This is a genomic window from Edwardsiella sp. EA181011 (assembly GCF_000800725.1).
GTDB classification, from domain to species: domain Bacteria; phylum Pseudomonadota; class Gammaproteobacteria; order Enterobacterales; family Enterobacteriaceae; genus Edwardsiella; species Edwardsiella anguillarum.
Genome location: NZ_CP011364.1, coordinates 3,839,514 through 3,860,362 on the forward strand (window position 1 = coordinate 3,839,514; position 20,849 = coordinate 3,860,362).

Annotated in this window: 20 protein-coding genes; 8 read left to right on the forward strand and 12 right to left on the reverse strand. The window is 61.1% G+C overall.

The window, feature by feature from the left end:
* Positions 1–476: 476 nt before the first annotated feature.
* Complete coding sequence (locus QY76_RS16995) at positions 477–1,850, forward strand: amino acid permease (RefSeq protein WP_034163159.1); 1,374 nt, start codon at positions 477–479, stop codon at positions 1,848–1,850.
* Positions 1,851–1,933: 83 nt separating this feature from the next.
* Here the strand turns inward: QY76_RS16995 and ampE are convergent, their stop codons facing one another.
* Both ampE and ampD read right to left on the reverse strand, forming a co-directional pair.
* Positions 1,934–2,788 (reverse strand): beta-lactamase regulator AmpE, encoded by an 855-nt coding sequence (ampE, locus tag QY76_RS17000; RefSeq protein WP_045425129.1) that lies wholly within the window; start codon positions 2,786–2,788, stop codon positions 1,934–1,936.
* Between the two features lie 17 nt (positions 2,789–2,805).
* Positions 2,806–3,384 carry a 1,6-anhydro-N-acetylmuramyl-L-alanine amidase AmpD gene (ampD, locus tag QY76_RS17005; RefSeq protein ID WP_045425131.1) on the reverse strand — a complete coding sequence of 193 codons (579 nt, stop codon included), beginning with the start codon at positions 3,382–3,384 and terminating at the stop codon, positions 2,806–2,808.
* A gap of 247 nt (positions 3,385–3,631) precedes the next feature.
* Between ampD and ppdD the strand changes: the two genes are divergently transcribed.
* Genes ppdD through QY76_RS17020 form a run of 3 tightly spaced genes read left to right on the forward strand, consistent with a single transcriptional unit; the run spans position 3,632 to position 6,596 of the window.
* Positions 3,632–4,084 (forward strand): prepilin peptidase-dependent pilin, encoded by a 453-nt coding sequence (gene ppdD, locus QY76_RS17010; protein WP_034163155.1) that lies wholly within the window; start codon positions 3,632–3,634, stop codon positions 4,082–4,084.
* Positions 4,081–5,403 (forward strand): GspE/PulE family protein, encoded by a 1,323-nt coding sequence (locus QY76_RS17015; protein WP_034163154.1) that lies wholly within the window; start codon positions 4,081–4,083, stop codon positions 5,401–5,403. The genes ppdD and QY76_RS17015 overlap by 4 nt, the downstream gene beginning before the upstream one ends.
* A gap of 50 nt (positions 5,404–5,453) precedes the next feature.
* Complete coding sequence (locus QY76_RS17020; RefSeq protein WP_045425133.1) at positions 5,454–6,596, forward strand: type II secretion system F family protein; 1,143 nt, start codon at positions 5,454–5,456, stop codon at positions 6,594–6,596.
* 53 nt (positions 6,597–6,649) lie between these two features.
* Here QY76_RS17020 and QY76_RS17025 read toward each other — a convergent pair whose 3' ends face one another.
* On the reverse strand, positions 6,650–7,696 hold the full coding sequence (locus QY76_RS17025) for a GMP reductase (protein ID WP_045425135.1): 1,047 nt from the start codon (positions 7,694–7,696) through the stop codon (positions 6,650–6,652).
* A gap of 309 nt (positions 7,697–8,005) precedes the next feature.
* Here QY76_RS17025 and coaE point away from each other — a divergent pair, with 309 nt between their 5' ends.
* Genes coaE through yacG form a run of 3 tightly spaced genes read left to right on the forward strand, consistent with a single transcriptional unit; the run spans position 8,006 to position 9,605 of the window.
* Positions 8,006–8,632, forward strand: coding sequence for a dephospho-CoA kinase (coaE, locus tag QY76_RS17030; RefSeq protein ID WP_045425137.1), 627 nt, complete (start codon positions 8,006–8,008; stop codon positions 8,630–8,632).
* A complete protein-coding gene (gene zapD / locus QY76_RS17035; RefSeq protein ID WP_034163150.1) occupies positions 8,629–9,381 on the forward strand; it encodes a cell division protein ZapD in 753 nt (250 codons plus the stop codon). The genes coaE and zapD overlap by 4 nt, the downstream gene beginning before the upstream one ends.
* Positions 9,382–9,404: 23 nt before the next feature.
* On the forward strand, positions 9,405–9,605 hold the full coding sequence (yacG, locus tag QY76_RS17040) for a DNA gyrase inhibitor YacG (RefSeq protein WP_034163149.1): 201 nt from the start codon (positions 9,405–9,407) through the stop codon (positions 9,603–9,605).
* A 58-nt stretch (positions 9,606–9,663) separates the two neighbouring features.
* On the opposite strand, the gene mutT is transcribed toward yacG, so the two are convergent.
* From mutT to secM, 3 genes are all read right to left on the reverse strand, one after another.
* Complete coding sequence (mutT, locus tag QY76_RS17045) at positions 9,664–10,074, reverse strand: 8-oxo-dGTP diphosphatase MutT (protein ID WP_034163148.1); 411 nt, start codon at positions 10,072–10,074, stop codon at positions 9,664–9,666.
* A gap of 94 nt (positions 10,075–10,168) precedes the next feature.
* A complete protein-coding gene (secA, locus tag QY76_RS17050) occupies positions 10,169–12,877 on the reverse strand; it encodes a preprotein translocase subunit SecA (RefSeq protein WP_034163147.1) in 2,709 nt (902 codons plus the stop codon).
* Between the two features lie 71 nt (positions 12,878–12,948).
* Positions 12,949–13,449 carry a secA translation cis-regulator SecM gene (gene secM, locus QY76_RS17055; RefSeq protein WP_034163146.1) on the reverse strand — a complete coding sequence of 167 codons (501 nt, stop codon included), beginning with the start codon at positions 13,447–13,449 and terminating at the stop codon, positions 12,949–12,951.
* Between the two features lie 45 nt (positions 13,450–13,494).
* Between secM and QY76_RS17060 the strand changes: the two genes are divergently transcribed.
* On the forward strand, positions 13,495–14,031 hold the full coding sequence (locus QY76_RS17060) for a DUF721 domain-containing protein (RefSeq protein ID WP_034163144.1): 537 nt from the start codon (positions 13,495–13,497) through the stop codon (positions 14,029–14,031).
* A 9-nt stretch (positions 14,032–14,040) separates the two neighbouring features.
* Here QY76_RS17060 and lpxC read toward each other — a convergent pair whose 3' ends face one another.
* The 6 genes from lpxC to murC form a co-directional block, all read right to left on the reverse strand.
* Complete coding sequence (gene lpxC, locus QY76_RS17065; RefSeq protein ID WP_012847514.1) at positions 14,041–14,958, reverse strand: UDP-3-O-acyl-N-acetylglucosamine deacetylase; 918 nt, start codon at positions 14,956–14,958, stop codon at positions 14,041–14,043.
* A gap of 106 nt (positions 14,959–15,064) precedes the next feature.
* Positions 15,065–16,225: a cell division protein FtsZ gene (gene ftsZ, locus QY76_RS17070; protein WP_034163143.1), complete on the reverse strand. Its 1,161-nt coding sequence runs from the start codon at positions 16,223–16,225 to the stop codon at positions 15,065–15,067.
* A gap of 69 nt (positions 16,226–16,294) precedes the next feature.
* Complete coding sequence (ftsA, locus tag QY76_RS17075) at positions 16,295–17,551, reverse strand: cell division protein FtsA (RefSeq protein WP_045425139.1); 1,257 nt, start codon at positions 17,549–17,551, stop codon at positions 16,295–16,297.
* On the reverse strand, positions 17,548–18,399 hold the full coding sequence (gene ftsQ, locus QY76_RS17080; RefSeq protein ID WP_045425141.1) for a cell division protein FtsQ: 852 nt from the start codon (positions 18,397–18,399) through the stop codon (positions 17,548–17,550). Before ftsQ ends, ftsA begins: the two co-directional genes overlap by 4 nt.
* A 1-nt stretch (position 18,400) precedes the next feature.
* On the reverse strand, positions 18,401–19,321 hold the full coding sequence (locus QY76_RS17085; RefSeq protein WP_045425143.1) for a D-alanine--D-alanine ligase: 921 nt from the start codon (positions 19,319–19,321) through the stop codon (positions 18,401–18,403).
* Between the two features lie 6 nt (positions 19,322–19,327).
* The gene (murC, locus tag QY76_RS17090) at positions 19,328–20,791 is read right to left on the reverse strand and encodes a UDP-N-acetylmuramate--L-alanine ligase (protein WP_045425145.1); all 1,464 of its coding nucleotides are present in this window, start codon (positions 20,789–20,791) and stop codon (positions 19,328–19,330) included.
* Positions 20,792–20,849: the final 58 nt, after the last annotated feature.

Below are 20,849 nucleotides of genomic sequence, written 5' to 3' on the forward strand. Positions count from 1 at the left end.
ATGTCGCGTTTGTTAACAATCAATAATCAATAAAACACCAGCGTGATAACCAAGTAAGGGTATTACTTTTTACCTTTTCGCGTTCGAAGTTAACGTTTTATAAACGGCGAGTCACGCGAGCTGAAGCGTGAAAACCAGTCACTACAAGCATTTATATACAAAATAAATGAATAGAAAAACAGAACGGGCAACGCACCTATCGTCCATCGCTGCGATACGGCCGCAGAGCGTCTCCGCCCCCATGCACAGACGGTCTGCGGCATAGGCCCAACGCGCCTTCCCCCCATTCCAGCCACAGCGGCACAAGAAATCGGATGCATTTTTTTTCGCTTACCATTATTCTCAGTTCGTTGGTAGATTCAGAACAGATTTTAATATGTTCTCAATGTAAAAATAAAATTACGTTTTTTGTATTGTTATAATGACAGAATGGCGCTGACAGTATCCCTGAACAGAGCCGGATGAGGGTAAGAGATATGAGTGAGCAACACGGCGAGCAGCTACACCGTGGCCTGAAGAATCGCCATATACAGCTGATCGCCCTAGGCGGCGCCATCGGCACAGGGCTGTTTCTAGGGATCGCACAAACCATTAAAATGGCCGGGCCATCGGTGCTGCTGGGCTACGCCATCGGCGGATTTATCGCCTTTCTGATCATGCGCCAGCTGGGTGAAATGGTGGTCGAGGAGCCGGTGGCCGGTTCATTCAGTCACTTTGCCTACAAATACTGGGGGGACTTTGCCGGTTTTGCCTCCGGCTGGAACTACTGGGTGCTGTATGTGCTGGTCGCTATGGCCGAGCTGACGGCCGTGGGCATCTATGTACAGTACTGGTTTCCGGACATCCCGACCTGGGTCTCCGCCGCAGTCTTCTTCCTGCTGATCAACGCCATCAATCTGGCCAACGTCAAAATCTACGGCGAGCTGGAGTTCTGGTTCGCCATTATTAAGGTGGTCGCCATCATCGGGATGATCCTCTTTGGCGGCTGGCTGCTGTTCAGCGGGCACGGCGGCCCCGAGGCCGCCGTGAGTAACCTGTGGGATCAGGGCGGATTCTTCCCCAATGGCGTCATGGGGCTGGTCATGGCTATGGCGGTGATCATGTTCTCTTTCGGCGGTCTGGAGCTGGTCGGGATCACCGCTGCGGAGGCCGACGATCCGCAGCGCAGCATCCCCAAGGCGACCAATCAGGTCATTTACCGCATTCTGATTTTCTACATCGGCTCTCTGGCGATCCTGCTCTCCCTCTACCCGTGGGGTAAGGTGGTCGAGGGCGGCAGCCCGTTCGTCATGATCTTCCACGCGCTGGACAGTAACCTGGTCGCCACCGTCCTCAATATCGTGGTGCTGACCGCGGCGCTGTCGGTCTACAACAGCTGCGTCTACTGCAACAGCCGTATGCTGTTCGGCCTGGCCCAGCAGGGGAATGGCCCGCGGGCACTGCTCAAGGTGGACGGGCGCGGTGTCCCGGTAGTGGCGATCGGCCTCTCAGCGGCGGCCACCCTGCTGTGCGTACTGATTAACTACCTGATGCCGGGCAAAGCCTTCGAGCTGTTAATGGCGCTGGTCGTCTCCGCGCTGGTGATAAACTGGGCGATGATCAGCGTCGCGCATCTGCGTTTTCGGGCGCAGAAAAACCGCGAAGGCGTGGTTCCCCGTTTCCGTGCCTTCTGGTACCCGGCGGGCAACTATCTGTGTCTGCTGTTTATGGCCGCCATCCTGGTCATTATGTTCCTTACCCCGGGGATCCAGATTTCGGTACTGTTAATCCCGCTATGGCTGGTCGTACTGGCCGTCGGCTATGCCATCAAACAGCGTTCGCGGCAACACAGCGCACGCCTCCCCGACTAGCGCGCGGCGCTGCCAAATAAAAAAACCGGCGCTATCTCTCGCGCCGGTTTTTTTTCGCCTATCGCACGCGGTCGCTTATCCCGCTAGAGCAGCGCGCCATAAATGGTCAGTAGCGCCACCGCCACGATCAACACCAGCGTAATGCGCCGCGCCAGCGTCACCGCCGCCAGCGGCGTCTTTACCCCATCCAGGTGCGGATCGCGTGCCAGCGAAAGCTGCGCCAGCCCCGTCAGCACCTGGTACTGGCCGCTCCGCAGATCGCCCAGCGATGCCAGCCAGGCCGGCAGCGCACGCTCACCGTGCCCCAGCAGGGCGTAGGCAATCCCAGCCAGCCGCACCGGGATCCAGTCGACCCAGTGCAGCAGACGATCGATCCCGGCCTGCGCGCGCATCAGCGGGTCGGCCTGGCGGGTCAGCCAGGTCTGATAGGCCCGCAGCAGCGCATAGCCGCCGAGCGCCACCGGGCCGTAAGGCCCGGCTATCACAAAATAGAACAGGGGCGCCAGATAGAAGCGATAGTTGATCCACACCAGCACGCTCTGCAGCTCACGCAGGCGGACCTCCGGACGCGTATCGGCCGACAGCCCCGGGATCAGCGCCAGCTCCGCCGTCATCTGCGTCATCGCATCCTGCTCTCCCCGCCGCGCCGCTTTCATATAGGCGCGATAGTCGCGGCGAATCGCCCCCGCGCCAAAGCACAGCAGCCCGATGAAAACCCACATCAGCAGCGTCGGCAGGCCGAAAAACAGCCCCTTAATCCCCTGGAGTAGCGCGCCAATCAGTAGCATCCACAGCAATAGCAGCAGCAGCGTTTTAGCCAGCGATACCCGCTTTATGCGGGCAAACAGCGGGACAAGACAGCGATCCAGCTGCCAGCGATCCCCCAGCTTAAACAGCCGCTCCCAGCCCAAAACCAGCAGTAGCGAGAATAACGTCATCTCCGGTAGCTCTCTCTTCAGTGACGATCGGGTGTGGCTGCGGATCCGGCCAACGCCGCCCGCAGTAAACGGTGGTACTCATCCCAGCGAAACGCCGGGCCGGGATCAGTTTTACGCCCGGGGGCGATATCGCTATGGCCGGTCACCCGCGCCGGTGACATCGGATAGTGACGCATCAACAGCGCGCTGATCCGCACCAGCGCCCGATACTGCTGCGGGGTATACACCTGCGTATCCGTCCCCTCCAGCTCAATGCCCACAGAAAAATCATTACAGCGCTCGCGCCCTTGATAGCGTGATACGCCGGCATGCCACGCCCGGCGTTCAAAGGGCACATACTGGACAATCTTCCCATCACGCCGGATCAAGCAGTGCGCAGAGACCCGCAGCCCCTGCAAACCGACAAAAAAAGGATCGCCGTCACACGCCAGCGTACCGCTGAACAAGTGGTCGATATAGGGGCCACCGAACTTTCCTGGAGGCAGACTGATATTGTGGATCACCAGCAGGGAGGGAAGCTCCCCCTGCGGACGCGCATCACAATGTGGCGACGGCACGCGCCGCGCGCCCGTCAGCCACCCCTGCTCTAATTGCATCACTAACGCGACCTCCCGCGATTCAAACTGCCTACAGGGTAGCATGATTCGCCGCTCGCGCCGCCTCCTCCCCGCGAGAAGCCACTGAAAAACGCCGCCCCATTCTATAGCACACGCCGCACCGACGATGGACACAGGCGCAACCGATACAGCTAAGCCACGGCGCGGCGCGCAGCCTGCGTCAGCGCGGCTCGTCGGCAGCGGCCCGCTCGGGCACACTCTCCAAACGCAACCCGTGGAGGTATCTATGTCATCACAGCACGGCTTCACCCTGCTGGAGCTCATGATCGTAATCGCTATCATCGCCATTCTCGGCGCCATAGCCGTACCGGCCTATCAACGCTACCTGCAAAAAGCGGCCATGACGGATGTTCTGCAGGCGGTCACCCCCTATCGCACCGAGGTCGAACTGTGTGCACTGGAGCAGGGCAGCCTTGCCGCCTGCAGCGAAGCGCAGCTGGGGTTGGCGGCGTTTCCGCCGTCGGCCTATGTCAGCACACTGAGCGTCGATGCGGGCATTATCTCGCTGAGCGGCCAGCAGACGCTGGCCGGTCTGCGGGTGACGCTAACGCCAATGCTAGATCGCAGCGCGGGCACTCTGCGTTGGCAACAGCGCTGCCAGAGCGAAGATAATAACGCCGCGCTGCTGGAGGCCTGTCGCAGCGTCCTGCGAGAAACCGACGGCGGAGAGAGACCATGAGCGATCTCCAGCGACTCTGCCGCCGCTATCGCTGCCGTCTGCTGCATCAGGATCGGCACAGCATTATCGTCGGCGGGCTGAACGAGGCGCCCGCCGCGCTGCTGGAAGCCATCCGCTTTGCTACCGGACTGGATGCCCAGTGGCGCCCCCTGAGCCGCCGGCAGTCAGAGGAGGAAGAGACGCTGTATCCCGCCACGGAGGATAGCCAAACCGCCCCACAGCTGGAGCAGCTGCTGCTCCATGCGCTGCGGCGACGCGCCTCCGACATCCATCTGGAGCCGCAGGAGACCCGGGGACACGTACGGCTGCGCATCGACGGGGTACTACACCCGCTGACGGACTACCCCACGCTGCAATTCACCCGCTTAGTGACTCGCCTGAAGGTATTGGCCGGTCTGGATATCGCCGAGCGACGCCTGCCTCAGGACGGCCAACTGCGTATCCCCCTGGGTGAGCAAACGCCCAGCTTTCGCCTCTCTACGCTCCCGACGCTGCACGGTGAAAAAGCGGTGCTGCGCCAGGTCAGCACCCGGGAAACGCCCCGTAGCCTAGCCCGGCTAGGGCTGAGCCCCACACAGCGTCAGACGCTGGCTCAGGCATTAGCGCAGCCCCAGGGCCTGATCTTGGTGACCGGACCGACCGGCAGCGGAAAAACCGCGACCCTCTACGCCGGACTACGCCGGCTGAACGCGCAGACGCTCAATATTTGCAGCGTTGAAGATCCCATTGAAACACCGCTGGACAACATCAATCAGACCGCGATAGCCCCACGCGCCGGGCTGCAGTTCGCCACCGTACTACGCGCCCTGCTGCGCCAAGATCCCGACGTCATCATGATCGGGGAAATCCGCGATGAAACCACCGCGCATATCGCCGTTAACGCCGCCCAGACCGGACATCTGGTGCTCTCGACCTTACATACCAATAGCGCCACCCAGAGCCTGACCCGCCTGCTACAGCTGGGTATCGCGCCCTATCTGCTGGCCGACAGCCTGCTGTTGGTCATCGCCCAGCGTCTGGTACGTCGCCTGTGCCGCCACTGTCGCCAGCGGGAGCCTGGCGCCACTCGTCCCAGCTGGCTGCCGGGCGAGTGCGCCCACTGCAGCGGCGGCTACCGTGGCCGGCGCGCCCTGTTTGAACTGCTGACGCCGACGCCCACCCTACGCCAGGCCATGCGCAGCGGCGCTGACAGCGCCCGGCTGCAGCAGCTGGCCGAAGCGCAGGGGATGATCCCGCTGCACACGACGGCCCACCGCCTGGCCGAACAGGGCAAGACCTCCTGGGGGGAGGTTCTACGGGTGCTGGGACCGCAGGCGTGAAGCCCCGGCTGTATCACTGTCGGCTCCTCGATCGGGATGGCAGGGGATGGATGGAAACGCGGCTCAGCCTCAGCCGCCGCCATCTGCGCCGCGACCTTGCGGCGCACGGCGTCCTGCCCCTCGCCATCGTCACCGCCCGTCGCCCGCTGCGCTATCGCTGGCATGGCGGCGCCTGCAGTGACTTTATTACCCAGTTGGCCGATCTGCTGGAGGCCGGGGTACCGCTGCTCCCGGCGCTGGATTTGATGGCTAACGGGCACCCTCACGCCGAGTGGCGGGCGCTGATCCATCAGCTGAGCCGCGAGGTTGCCGATGGGCTGACACTCTCCCAGGCGCTGCGCGGGCAGCCCGCCATTTTTCCCGCGCTGTACGGTCGAACTCTGGCGGCGGCGGAACAAAGCGGCGCGCTGGCCGACGTCTGCCGCCAGCTGGCCCACCAGCAGCAGCAGGCGCACGCGCTGCGCCAACGCCTGCTGCGTTCGCTACGCTACCCGCTGTTCCTGCTGTCGGTCGCGCTGCTGATCGCACTGGGCATGCTGCTAACCCTGCTGCCGCAGTTTGCCCAGCTGTACGCATCGCTCGATGCGCCGCTGCCCTGGCTGACCCAGCAACTCCTGACGCTGGCCGATGCCCTGCGTTGGGGGTGGCACTGGATGGCCGCGGGTATCCCGCTGGCCGGACTCGCGCTGGTCGCGCTGCGCCGCCGCGGCCCACGGATGCGGGGCGCGCTGCAGCACCTCGCCCTGCGCCTTCCGGGCTATGGCATTCTGCTGCGCGATGTCACCCTCGCGCAGCTGTTTCAGATGCTGGCACTGATGCTACAGGCCGGGATCACGCTGCCGGCGGCGCTAAACTGCTGCCGCCGCTCTCTACCGCTGGCAGCCTATCGCCGCGCCCTGCATACCGGCGTGCTACGCCTGCGTCAGGGAGAGTTGCTCTCAGCGGCCCTGCGCGATCCGCGTCTTTTTCCGCCCCAGTGCCGACAGCTGATCCGCCAGGGTGAGGCCGCGGGGCGCCTCGCCGCTGTCAGTCGCCATCTGGGGGAGTTCTATCGCCACAGCGCACAGCGGCGCGGTGAGACGCTGGCCTCACTGGCGGAGCCGGCCATGCTCATGATAAGCGCGGCCCTGATAGCCCTACTGGTGCTGGCCATGTACCTGCCGATTCTGCATCTGGGCAACGTAATGCAATAACGCCGGCGATCGCCGGCGTTATTGATACAGGGCAGAGCTCGCGGCGCAGGCGCTCAATCGGCCCGGCCAAAGACACGGTTCTCCTGCTCGGCCACCCGGATAAAGGTCGTACGCTTGGTCAGCTCTTTGAGACGCGACGCCCCGACATAGGTGCAGGCAGAGCGCAGGCCGCCCAGAATATCACGCACGGTATTTTCCACCGGACCGCGCAGCGGCAGGCTAACGGTCTTCCCCTCCGCCGCGCGATAGTCTGCGACGCCGCCGACGTGGCGGTTCATCGCCGAGGCCGAGCTCATACCGTAGAACAGCATTATCTTGCGCCCCTGCTCTTCGACAATGCGTCCTTCGCACTCCTCATGGGCCGCCAGCATGCCGCCTAGCATCACGAAGTCAGCGCCGCCGCCAAACGCTTTGGCCACGTCGCCCGGCACGGTACAGCCGCCATCAGACACGATCTGCCCGCCCAGCCCGTGCGCGGCATCGGCGCACTCAATGACGGCGGAGAGCTGCGGGTAGCCGACGCCGGTCTTGACCCGGGTGGTGCACACGGAGCCGGGGCCGATGCCCACCTTGACAATATCGGCCCCGGAGAGGATCAGTTCCTCCACCATCTCACCGGTGACCACGTTACCGGCGCAGATCACTTTGTCCGGGCAGGCGTCGCGCGCCCTGCGCAGAAAGTCAACGAAGTGTTCGGAATAACCGTTGGCGACATCGATACAGATGAACTTCAGGGACGGGGAGAGCGCGAGGATCTGACGCAGCTTGATAAAGTCCGCCTCGGAGGTCCCAGTCGAGACCATCACATGGCGCAGCGTCTCTTCACCGACGCTGGAGACAAAGCTCTGCCACTGCTCCACGCTGTAGTGCTTGTGCACGGCGGTCAGCACATCAAAACCGGCCAGCACCCGCGCCATGCTAAATGTGCCGACGGTATCCATGTTGGCCGCGATCAGCGGAACACCTGACCACTGCCAGCCGCTGTGCTTAAAGCGATACTCGCGGGCGAGCTCAACATCAGAGCGGCTTTTCAGCGTAGAACGCTTCGGGCGGATCAGGACATCCTTAAAACCCAGCTTCAGATCTTCTTCAATGCGCATGAGATACTTTCCTGGTTAATGGCGACAATATTAGAGAAAATGTGATCATACAAACGATTGGCTGCTGTATGACGCCAGTTCCAGTGACGTTATCATACGCAGGAATAACACGGCGACAAGTCTGCTTTTTCAACAAAATTTCAGGTACACTGTTCTGAATTTACCCACGATAATCGGCCTCAGCATCCTCTCGGTATCGTCTTCTGCCGCACGCGTGACTTGCACTTACCGTCAGGTCCATTATGATCCGCAGGTTCGCCGATTTTTCCGCGCAGCTCACGCCCGCGCACAGTCTCGCAGGATCTCCTCATGGCATACACAGTTGCTCTCACCGGCGGTATCGGCAGCGGTAAATCCACCGTGGCTGAGACCTTTGCCCGCCTCGGCGTGCCGCTGGTCGATGCCGACGTCATCGCCCGTCAGATGGTCGAGTGGGGACAGCCGGCCCTGGTGCAGATTACGGCCCACTTCGGCGCGCGGGTTTTACGGGCGGACGGCAGCCTGGATCGCACCGCCCTACGTCATATCGTTTTTGCCCAGCCGCAGGAAAAAGCCTGGCTTAACGCCCTGCTGCACCCGCTGATCCAGGCGGAGACCCAGCGTCAGCTGGCGCAGGTAGCGGCCCCCTACGCCCTATGGGTGGTGCCGTTGCTGATCGAGAATCACCTCACGGCGCAGGCGGATCGTATCGCGGTCGTCGATTTGCCCGTCGAACAGCAGCTGGCGCGTACCCAGGCGCGCGATGGTCTCAGCCATGAACAGGCGCAGCGTATCCTCGCCGCCCAGACCACCCGGGAGCAGCGCCTAGCCTACGCCGATGATATTATTGATAACAGCGGGTCCGCCGATGCGCTGGCCCCACAGGTCGCCGCCCTGCATCGCCTCTATCTGGCGCTCGCGCAGGCGGCCGCCGCCTCGACAGGATCACAAGCATGAGTGACGCCGCTCCGACCATACTGTTTGAATACCCGCTCAATGAAAAAATGCGTACCTGGCTGCGCCTGGAATTTCTGCTGCAGCAGTTGCTGCAGCATCGACCGCAGCGCGATACCAGCGGTGCCCTCACCTTCTTTCGTACCCTGTCCGACCTGCTTGATGTGCTGGAGCGCGGCGAGGTGCGAACCGATCTGCTCAAAGAGCTGGAGCGCCAGCAGCGCAAGCTGATGCAGTGGCTCAACGCACCGGGCGTCGATCAGGAGATGATCCATGCGTTGAGCCAGCGTCTAAAGCAACAGGCCGCCGTCCTGATGGCAGCGCCCCGTATCGGCCAGACGCTGCGCGAAGATCGCCTGGTCGCCTTGGTCCGCCAGCGGCTAGGGATCCCCGGTGGCTGCTGCAGCTTTGATCTGCCGACGCTCTACCTGTGGCTGAGCCTGGATCAGGCCGCGCGCGATCGTCAGATCGACGCCTGGATAGCCTCCTTGGCACCGCTGACGGACAGCCTGACGCTGGTGCTGGATCTGCTGCGCAAGGCCGCCGCTTTTAAGCCGATGACCAGCCTACACGGCTTCTACCAAGATAATGCCGACGGCGCCGACATGCTGCGTATTCAGCTGGCGCTGGATCTGCAAATTTATCCGCAGGTTTCCGGCCATAAGAGCCGCTTTGCCATTCGCTTTCTGCCGCTGGACAGCGAGCATGGCGTGGTGCCGGATCGCCTGTCGTTCAATCTGGCCTGCTGCTGAGCGGCGGCCTTAGGGAGTTAGCAATGGAAAACGAGATCATCACCGTCGCCTGCCCGACCTGCGGCAGCGCGGTTATCTGGGGAGAGCAGAGTCCTTACCGCCCGTTCTGCAGCAAACGCTGCCAGCTTATCGATCTGGGCGAATGGGCCAACGAAGAGAAGCGGATCGCCAGCGACGCGACCCACTCCGACAGCGAAGAGTGGAGTGAGGGAGACGACCGCTGAGGCTTCGTCCCCTCGCTCACCGCAATTGAGGCGCCCGATAGGCGCCTTTTTTTGTGCGCTATCCCTGGGCGCGCAGCGCTTCGATTATCGCCCGGTTTGGCGCAGGAAAATCGGCGGCACACAGCGAGGCCGCCGCGACCCAGCGGGTCTCTTGCCCCTCCCGGCCACAGGGCTCCCCCTGCCAGGCGCCGACCAAAAAGAAGTGCAGCACCACCCGCCGATCGCTGAAGGTATGCTCGATACGCCGCAGCAGCTGCGCTGACGCCGGCGCTACCGAGATCCCCACCTCCTCTTGTAGCTCACGCGTCAGCGCCTGCCGGGCGTGCTCTCCCGGCTCGATTTTACCGCCGGGAAACTCCCACAGACCGGCCAGGTGGCTGCCGGACTGGCGCCGGGCAATAAAGATCTCCTGCCGTGCGTTGCGAATAATTCCGACGGCAATCTGCAGCGTCGGTAGCGACTGGGTCATCTCTACCTCTCCTTGAGCACGGAGTACCCGTAAGATAAAAAAACAGGGAGGCGCACTGCGCTTCCCTGTCGGTGATCACCTAATGCCCAAACGATCAGGCATTGAGGCGTCCATGGCACTGCTTATACTTCTTGCCGGAGCCGCACGGGCAGGGATCGTTGCGCCCGATCTTGCGATCGCCAGTCTGAGACGCCATCTCCTGCGCCGCCGCGCTCTGATCGTCCAGATGGCTCAGCTGCTGCTGACGGGCCAGACGCTCGGCGTCCTCGCGGCGCTGGCGCTCCAGCGCCTCGACTTCTTCCGGCATCCGCACCTGCACCTTGCTCAGCACGCTGATCACCTCATACTTAAGGGACTCCAACATCGCCGCAAACATGGCAAAGGATTCGCGCTTGTACTCCTGCTTGGGATCTTTCTGCGCATAGCCACGCAGGTGAATCCCCTGACGCAGGTAGTCCATCGCCGCCAGATGCTCTTTCCACAGGGAGTCCAGGGTCTGCAGCATGATGCCCTTTTCAAAGCTGCGCATCATTTCGCTGCCAACCACCTCTTCCTTGCTCTGGTAGCGCTCCACCGCCATCGTCAGAATACGCTCGCGCAGCGTCTCCTCATGCAGCTCCGGCTCTTTATCCAACCACGCCGTAATCGGCAGCTCCAGATCGAAGTCATTGCGCAGACGCTCTTCCAGCCCGGCGACATCCCACATCTCCTCCAGAGACTGCGGCGGGATATAGCTGTCGATTACCACCTTAAAGACATCCTCACGGATGCTGTTGATGGTATCGACCACATCACCACCGTCCAGCAGCTCGTTACGCTGAGTATAGATGGCGCGGCGCTGATCGCTGGCCACATCGTCGTACTCAAGCAGCTGCTTACGAATATCGAAGTTCCGGCTTTCCACCTTACGTTGCGCGTTGGCGATCGCCTTGGTCACCCACGGGTGCTCAATGGCCTCGCCCGGCTTCATCCCCAGCTTGCGCATCATGTTGGCCACGCGATCAGAGGCGAAGATACGCATCAAGGAGTCTTCCAGCGACAGATAGAAACGGGAGGAGCCCGCATCCCCCTGACGACCGGAGCGGCCGCGCAGCTGGTTATCGATACGGCGCGACTCATGGCGTTCGGTGCCGATAATGTGCAGACCGCCGGCGGTCAACACCGCGTCGTGACGCGTTTGCCACGCCGCCTTAATCGCCTCGATCTGCGCTTCGGTCGGCGACTCCAACAGCGCGATCTCTGCCTGCCAGCTGCCGCCAAGCATGATATCGGTACCGCGGCCGGCCATGTTGGTGGCGATGGTGACCGCGCCCGGCTGACCGGCCTGAGCAACGATATCGGCCTCTTTGGCATGGAACTTGGCATTCAGCACGCTGTGGGCAATGCCGGCCTTCGTCAGCTCATGAGAGACCATTTCAGATTTTTCGATGGAGACCGTACCCACCAGCACCGGCTGCCCTTTGGCCGTACGCTCGCGGATATCCTCGATGATCGCCGCGATCTTGTCCTGCTCGGTCATGTACACCAGATCCGGCAAATCCTTACGGATCATCGGGCGGTTGGTCGGCACCACAATGGTATCCAGCTTATAGATAGAGCTGAATTCGAAGGCTTCGGTATCGGCGGTACCGGTCATCCCGGCCAGCTTCTCATACAGACGGAAGTAGTTCTGGAAGGTAATGGAGGCCAGCGTCTGGTTTTCGTTCTGGATCTGAACCCCTTCCTTGGCCTCCACCGCCTGATGCAGACCGTCTGACCAGCGGCGCCCCTGCATGGTACGACCGGTGTGCTCATCGACGATGATGACCTCACCTTCTTTCACGATGTAGTCCACATCGCGGGTAAACAGCGCGTGGGCGCGCAGCGCCGCAGTCACGTGGTGCATCAGCATGATATTGGCAGGGGAGTACAGCGATTCGCCCTCATCCATAATCCCGGCGCCGGCCAGCAGCTCTTCAATCAGCACCAGACCGCGCTCCGTCAGGTTAACCTGACGGGTCTTTTCATCGACGGAGTAGTGTCCATCGCCCTGGAACGTATCGGAATCCTCTTTCTCCTGACGCTTCAGGTGCGGGATCAGCTTGTCGACCTTGATGTACAGCTCGGAGCTGTCTTCTGCCGGACCGGAGATGATCAGCGGCGTGCGCGCTTCATCGATCAGGATGGAGTCCACCTCATCCACCAGCGCATAGTGCAGCTTGCGCTGAACGCGCTCTTCCGGGCTGAACGCCATATTGTCGCGCAGGTAGTCAAAACCGTATTCGTTGTTGGTACCGTAAGTGATGTCGGCCGCATAGGCGGCGCGCTTGGCCGGCGCCGCCATGCCCGGCAGGTTGATGCCGACGCTCAGGCCGAGGAACTCAAACAGCGGGCGGTTGTTTTCGGCGTCACGCTGGGCCAGATAGTCGTTGACGGTCACCACGTGTACCCCTTTACCGGTCAGGGCATTCAGGTAGGCCGGCAGGGTCGCCGTCAGGGTTTTACCTTCACCGGTGCGCATCTCTGCGATGCAGCGCTCGTTCAGTACCATACCGCCCAGCAGCTGCACGTCGAAGTGACGCATACCAAACACGCGCTTGCTGGCCTCACGGACGGTGGCAAACGCCTCCGGCAGCAGGCTGTCCAACGCGGCGCCCTGCGCCAGACGCTCACGGAACTCGACGGTCTTCGCCTTCAGCTGCTCATCGCTGAGCTGCTCCATCGCCGGTTCCATGTGGTTAACCTGCTCAACCACTTTACGCATGCGGCGCAGGGTACGATCGTTACGGCTGCCAAAAACCTTGGTCAATAATTTAATTAACATAGTTATACAATCTCTCATGGGTGGCCCAAACCACCCGGGTCAAAACGCGGACAAAAAGGGAAACGGTAAACTCAGGCGGCGATAGCGGGACCGGCGCGGATCCCCTGAACCCGGGCCAGCCACAGCGCCGGGAGGTGCCCATGGGACGACGGCGCGTAGCGCGACGGCCACGGGTGCAGCGGCGTAGCATAAAGCGTAGGCTGACGGGTCAGTAGTGAACTGAGCGAGCTGAGCAGCACCAGGTGCTGGCGCTGCTGCTCTGCAGATAGACAGTTTTGAGCGTGCGGCGGCGTCAGGCGACTGCTCAGCTGACGGATGGCGATACGCAGCGCGTACTGATGCCAGTAATCAACCCCCTGTCCCCGGCGCTTACCGGACAGCAGCTGCAGGGAGACATGGCTGTGATGCGCGGCGATCAGCCGCTGCAGGGTAATGGTTTGCGCAGAGGGGCGCGGCTGCTCAGCGTTGGCCAGCGACGGAACGCCAAGCGTCGCCGCCACCATCCCCCACAGGAGATGCGGCCAAAAATAACGTCTGCCAAACTGTCGCCAACGCTTTAGAATACCAATCACATGCCGTACCGAATCAATAGCCCTAATAGCCGCGGAGCCGTATTTATGCGTGATAGTCGCCCACAATCCCTGGATACCCTGCTGGATGACAACGCCGCCGTTGACGGCATCCTCAAAAACGTTCAGCAACGCGCAGTGGCATTACTCCGACTCGATCGGGCAGTACAAGCCCTGCTGCCGGCGCCGCTGAAACCGTTTTGCCGCGTCGCCAACTTTCGTCAGGGCATTCTGGTGCTGGAAGTCGCCAACGCCAGTTGGCTGATGCGCCTGCGCTATGAGCAGAGCAGTCTACTTTCCGCACTCAGGGGAGAGATTTTACCATCATTGTCGTCGATCGACATCAGGATTAATCCCGCCCTGATGTGTCAGAGTGGGAAAAATGCGCAGTCGTTCGCACAGGAAAGGCAGAAGAGTGCGCAGGAGGAGGCGGTAATGCGCACGCTGAGCGTAGAAAGCGCACAGCAGCTGCGCTGGCTAGCCGGTCAAAGCCCGGAGGGATTGCGTAAAAAACTAGAGCGACTGGCTGCGCTGGCCGGAGAGAGTACCGACACAGCCAGTCGTGATAAGAAGCGCCGCTCCTGAGCCCGTTGGTTAGGCCAGAACGGTTGACGGTGCGCGGAACGCCAGCGGCATCTCCTCACCGTCTTCAAAGGTCACCAGCTCCCACGCTTCCTGCTTCGCCAACACGGTCTGCAGCAGACGGTTGTTCAACGCATGGCCGGACTTGAACGCAGTAAAGGCGCCGATGATATTGTGCCCGCACATGAACAGGTCACCGATAGCATCCAGCATCTTGTGGCGCACAAACTCATCCTCAAAGCGCAGGCCGTCTTCGTTCAGCACGCGGTAGTCATCCACGACAATGGCGCAGTCAAAGCTGCCGCCCAGGCACAGGCCACGGGACTGCAGATACTCAATGTCGCGCATGAAGCCAAAGGTACGCGCACGGCTAATCTGACGCACAAACGCATCGGCAGAGAAGTCCAGGCTATAGCGCTGCGTACTCGCGTCGATGGCCGGGTGGTTGAAGTCGATGGTGAAGTCCAGGCTAAAGCCGTTATACGGCGCCAGCTCGGCCCACTTGTCACCGTCCTCGACCCGCACGGCCTCTTTGAGGCGCAGGAATTTCTTGGCGCAGTTCAGTTCGTCGATTCCGGCATCCAGCAGCAGGAAGACAAACGGCGCGGCGCTGCCGTCCATGATCGGAATTTCAGCCGCGTCGACCTCGATAACCAGGTTATCGATCCCTAACCCCGCCAGGGCGGCGTTCAGGTGCTCTACGGTAGAAATACGCACATCATGCTCATTAACCAGGCATGTACAGAGCATGGTGTCACGCACCGATTTGGCATCAGCCGGGAAATCGACCGGAGGATTCAAGTCAGTGCGACGATAGATGATCCCGGTGTTTGCCGCAGCCGGGCGCATGGTCAGCGTGACTTTCTTGCCGGTATGCAGCCCGACACCCGTCGCCTGAACGATACGTTTTATGGTCCGTTGTTTGATCATCGTGTTATCTCGCAGTGTTTATCCGTCCTAACCACCTCTAAATGATAATTACTATACATTAAAGGCGGCAAGACAGTTTAGCACAAAGAGCGGAGATCCCCAATACTCAGTCGGCCTGCTTACGCAGGAAAGCCGGAATATCCAGGTAGTCGTCAGACTCTTTCCCGCTCGGCACGCTCTGATCGTTAACCACTTTGGCCGCGGCCGGCTTGCTCTCCTGCGGCAGCGGCGACAGGCCGTGCTGCTGGTAGCGCTGGTCGATCACCGGCTGCTGCCCCTGCTTATTGGACACCAGGGTGATCTCCGGACGCTTGTCCATGCCAATACCAGTGGCCACGACGGTTACGCGCAGCTCATCGTTCATATCCGGGTCGAGAGAGGTACCGATAACCACCGTCGCGTTGTCAGAGGCGAAGGCGCGAATAGTGTTACCGACGGTCTCAAACTCGTCCAGGCGCAGGTCAAAGCCCGCGGTGATGTTAACCAGTACGCCGCGGGCACCGGACAGATCAATGTCCTCCAGCAGCGGAGAAGAGATCGCCATCTCTGCCGCCTCTTCCGCACGGTCTTCCCCGCTGGCCATACCGGAACCCATCATGGCGTAGCCCATTTCAGACATCACGGTACGTACGTCGGCAAAGTCGACGTTCATCAGGCCCGGACGGGTGATCAGTTCGGCAATACCCTGTACCGCCCCCTTCAGCACGTCGTTGGCCGCGCCGAAGGCATCCAGCAGGGAGATGCCGCGTCCCAGCACCTTAAGCAGCTTATCGTTGGGGATGGTGATCAGCGAATCGACGTGCTTGGACAGCTCGGCGATACCCTGCTCGGCAAACGCCATACGACGCTTACCTTCAAAGTTAAACGGCTTGGTGACCACGGCAACGGTCAGGATGCCCAGCTCTTTTGCCACTTCCGCCACGACCGGCGCAGCGCCGGTGCCGGTGCCGCCGCCCATGCCGGCTGCGATGAAGACCATATCGGCCCCATCCAGCGCAGAGCGCAGCGCTTCACGATCTTCTTCCGCCGCGTTGCGTCCGACCTCCGGATTGGCGCCAGCGCCCAGCCCTTTAGTAATGCCGCTGCCGATCTGGATGGTCTGGCCAACGGCCGTCTTACGCAGGGCCTGTGCGTCGGTATTCACCGCAAAAAACTCAACGCCTTCAATGCGTTCACGTACCATGTGCTCAACGGCGTTGCCGCCGCCGCCGCCGACGCCGATGACCTTAATCACCGCGTCATTGGTTAATTCCATTGGTTCAAACATAGTTTCTCTCCGTCTTGTGCCTGTCGCTACGGAATCATTAACGCGTAGAATGATCCCTTTTTTCAAACATTAAAACTCTTTTCTCAGCCAGCCATTGATTTTCTTAAACCAATTGCCAACTGAGGCACGTTTTTCGACTTCGGCCTCACCGCTCAGGTGTGACTCTTTGCCGTAATGCAACAGCCCAACCGCCGTGGAATAGTACGGCGCCTGAGCATAATCCGTCAGACCAGTGATGTTCAGCGGCTGCCCGATGCGTACCTGGGTATGGAACACACGCTGGGCGCAGGCGGCAAGCCCCTCGATCTGCGCCGCACCGCCGGTCAGAACAATGCCTGCCGCCAGATGGTGCTTCACTCCCTGCTGACGCAGCTGCTCCTGCAGCTGCAGCAGCTCATCGTTGACCAGGTTCAGCAGCTCGGCATAGCGTGGCTCGATCACCTCAGCCAGCGTTTGACGCTGCAAGCTGCGCGGCGGGCGTCCCCCCACGCTTGGAACCTCGACGCTTTCATCTTTGCTGACCAGCGAGCCCAGCGCGCATCCGTAGCGCACTTTAATCGCTTCGGCATCCGTCGGCGGCGTGCCGAAGGCGTAGGCGATATCACTGGTCACCACGTTACCCGCGTAGGGGATAACTTTGGTATGGCGCAGCGCACCGCCGGTATAGACCGCCATGTCCATGGTGCCGCCGCCGATATCCACCACGCAAACGCCCAGCTCACGTTCATCTTCCGTCAGCACCGCATAGCTGGAGGCCAGACCGGCAAAAATCAGCTGATCCACCTTCAGACCACAGCGCTCCACCGCCTTCACAATATTCTTCGCCATATCATTATGGCAGGTGATCAGGTGAACATTGGCCTGCATCCGCACGCCGGACAGTCCCACCGGGTTTTTAATCCCTTCCTGATAATCAATGGCATATTCTTGAGGAATCACATGTAAAACCCGGTGCTCATCGCGAACGCGCACTGATTTTGCGGTATGCACCACATTTTCCACGTCTTCCTGGGTCACTTCTTCCTCCGAGATCGGCACCATCCCGATCTCGTTCTGGCAGCTGATATGCTTGCCGGACAGCGCCAGATACACGGACGATATCTGACAGTCCGCCATCAGCTCCGCCTGATCGATGGCCCGCTGCACGCATTTCACCACCGACTCCAAATCGTTAACGCCACCCTTGTCCATGCCGCGCGACGGGCAGCTGCCCACGCCGATAATATTGACCATGCCATCGGGCAGAACCTCCCCTACCAGCGCAGCGACTTTTGCCGTACCGATCTCCAGCCCAACTACCAGTTTTCTGTCCGTCGACTTGATCATTGTTGTTTAGCCTGTGCCTGATTCTGTTGCTGATTCGCGCCGGCCGGCGGCGTATCGATGTACGCCGGCGCCCAGCCTACCGCAGCGCCACTGTCATAACGCAGATCCACATAACTGACACGCTGATGCGTGGCCTGGGCCTGCTGCTGCAGCGCAGGATAGAGTTCGTCAAAGCGGGCCAGCCGCCCGGCGACATCTTCGCGCCCCAGCTCCAGACGGATATCGTTATCCAGCCCCAGCTGCCATGAGTGACGGGCACTCATTGAGACCATCTTCAGCGTAAAGTTATCCTTCGCCAGCGTCTTGCTCATCGCGCGATAACCTTCCAGAACATCCATTTCACTGCCCTCCGGCCCGTACAGCAGCGGCAATGGCTGTTTGCCGGTTCTGTCGGCCGGAACGCTGAACGATTTGCCGTCGCTGTCCACCAAACGCAAATCGTTCCAGCGCGCCACCGGGACATACTCCACTACGTGGATCTTCAGCTCATTCGGCCACTGCTTGCGCACGCTGGCCTGCTTAATCCACGGCAAACGCTCTATCTGCTGCTGGATCACATCCACATTCTGAGTCATAAACGTCCCCGGCGGACCCAGCGCCAGGATCGCCTGGCAAATATCGTCGTTGCGCGTAAAGTGGCGTTCCCCGGTCACAACCAGCTTGGACATCGGCATCCGGCTGGCGTCCTTCATCCAGTTGACGACCATCCAGCCACCCCAGCCGATACCGGCCAGCACCAACAGCAGAAACAACATCCCTGCCAGACGCATCCCGTTGCTGCGCCGCAGACGGATGCGGCTACGGGGTGAACCGCTCGGTTCCCGCGAGTTCAGGGCTGCCTGAGACATATCAATCCGCTAACTCCAAAATCCGCACCACCAGCTGCGAAAAACTCATCCCAGCCTGACGGGCGGCCATCGGAACCAGGCTGTGGCTGGTCATGCCCGGCGCCGTGTTAACCTCCAGCAGGCAAAACTCCCCGCAGGCATCCTGCATCACATCCACCCGTCCCCAGCCGCTGCATCCCAGCGCCTTATAGGCGCGGCGTACCAGCGCCGCCAGCGCCTGCTCCTGCTCATCGCTCAATCCGCTGGGACAGAAGTACTCGGTCTTATCCGATAAGTACTTGGCCTCATAATCATAGAACGCGCCGGCAGCCTGGATACGGATCGACGGTAAAATTTCATCGCCGATAAAGGCCACGGTGTGTTCTGGACCGGCGAGCCATTTTTCGATCAGGATCTCGTCATCATGGCGCAGCGCCTCGACCAGCGCCGGATCGAACTCGCACGGCTCGCTGACCTTGCTCATACCGACGCTGGATCCCTCGCGGCTGGGCTTCACAATCAGCGGCAGGCCGAGATCGTTAATCTCGCGCAGCGTATCCATGGTCAGCCCCTCGTCAAACTGCTCGCGACTGATGGCAACGTAGGGTGCCACCGGCAGCCCGGCGGCCTGCCACACCTGCTTGGAGCGCAGCTTATCCATGGTCAGCGCCGATGCCATCACACCGCTGCCGGTATAGGGCAGCTGCAGAAACTCCAGCACCCCTTGTAGGGTGCCATCTTCACCGCCGCGGCCGTGCAGGGCGATAAATACCCGCTCAAAGCCGGCTTCCCGTAATTGTGTTGCAGGAAACTGCATTGTATCAACCGGATAAGCATCGATACCGGCCTCTTTCAGACCTTTCAGCACCGCCTGCCCCGACAGCAGGGAGACGTCGCGCTCGGCAGAGGTGCCGCCCAGCAATACCGCTACTTTTTCTGCCATCGTCGTTTACTCCGTTACCGCGGACGGCTGCAGGCGGCACTCCGCCAGCACCCGCGCCACCCGGCCAATATTACCGGCGCCCTGGGTCAGAATCAGGTCACCCTCTTGCAGGAACTGCGCCAGCGTCTGCGCCAACGTCGCCGGCTCCGACACCAGCACCGGGTCCAGCTTGCCGCGCCCGCGAATGGTGCGACACAGCGAGCGGCTATCCGCGCCGGGGATCGGATGCTCGCCGGCAGGATACACATCCAGCATCAGCAGGACATCTACCTGTGACAATACGTTGGCAAAGTCATCATACAGATCGCGGGTACGGGTAAAGCGGTGCGGCTGGAAAACCATCACCAGGCGGCGATCCGGCCAACCGGCACGGGCGGCCTTAATGGTGGCATCTACCTCCGTCGGATGATGTCCATAGTCATCCACCAGCATCACCTTGCCCGGCTTATTGTTGACGTGCTGCAGGCTAAACTCCCCCAGGAAGTCAAAGCGACGCCCGGCGCCCTGAAACCCGCTCAGCGCGCGCAGGATAGCCTCATCGTCGATCCCCTCTTCGCTGGCTACCGCCGCAGCGGCGGCCGCATTCAGAGCATTGTGGCGACCTGGTGCATTTAGGGTCACCGCCAGGCGTGGACGATCCTGACGACACAGGAAGAAGGTTCCCTGGGCGCCGCACTGGCGGTACTCCTCAATGCGGACATCGGCATCCTGGCTAAAGCCATAGGTGGTCACCTGGCGCCCGACGCGCGGCAGCAGCTCGCGGATCACCGGATCGTCGATGCACAGCACCGCCCGGCCATAAAACGGCAGGTTGTGCAGAAAGTTGATAAAGGTCTGCTTCAGGTTTTCGAAATCGCCGTGATAGGTATCCATATGATCGGCTTCGATATTGGTGACGATCGCCACCATCGGCTGCAGATGCAAAAACGAGGCATCGCTCTCATCGGCCTCGGCGATCAGATAGCGACTGGAACCCAAGCGGGCGTGTGTGCCGGCCGCTTTCACCAGACCGCCGTTAACAAAGGTCGGGTCCAGCCCGGCCTCGGCATAAATACTGGAGACCATCGCCGTGGTGGTGGTCTTGCCATGGGTTCCGGCAATGGCGATACCGTGGCGGAAACGCATCAGCTCCGCCAGCATCTCCGCGCGGCGGATCACCGGAATACGCGCCTCGCGGGCGGCGATAATCTCCGGGTTATCGGCGGCGATCGCGGTCGATACGACCACAACGCTGGCATCGCGTACGTTTTCCGGGCGATGGTTAAAATAGATCTGCGCGCCCAGCTCGCTCAGTTGCTGGGTCACCGCGTTGGGCGCCAGATCGGAGCCGCTGATCTGATAACCCTCGTTGGCCAGCACCTCTGCAATACCGCCCATGCCAGCGCCGCCGATGCCGACAAAGTGAATGTGCCGGACACGGCGCATCTCCGGCACCATGGTACGCAGTTTAGCGAGCTGTTGAGTATTCACTGTCTTGTTCACTTTAATCCATTTTCACTGTCCGAGTCGGTCTCCCCACCCGGGTTGA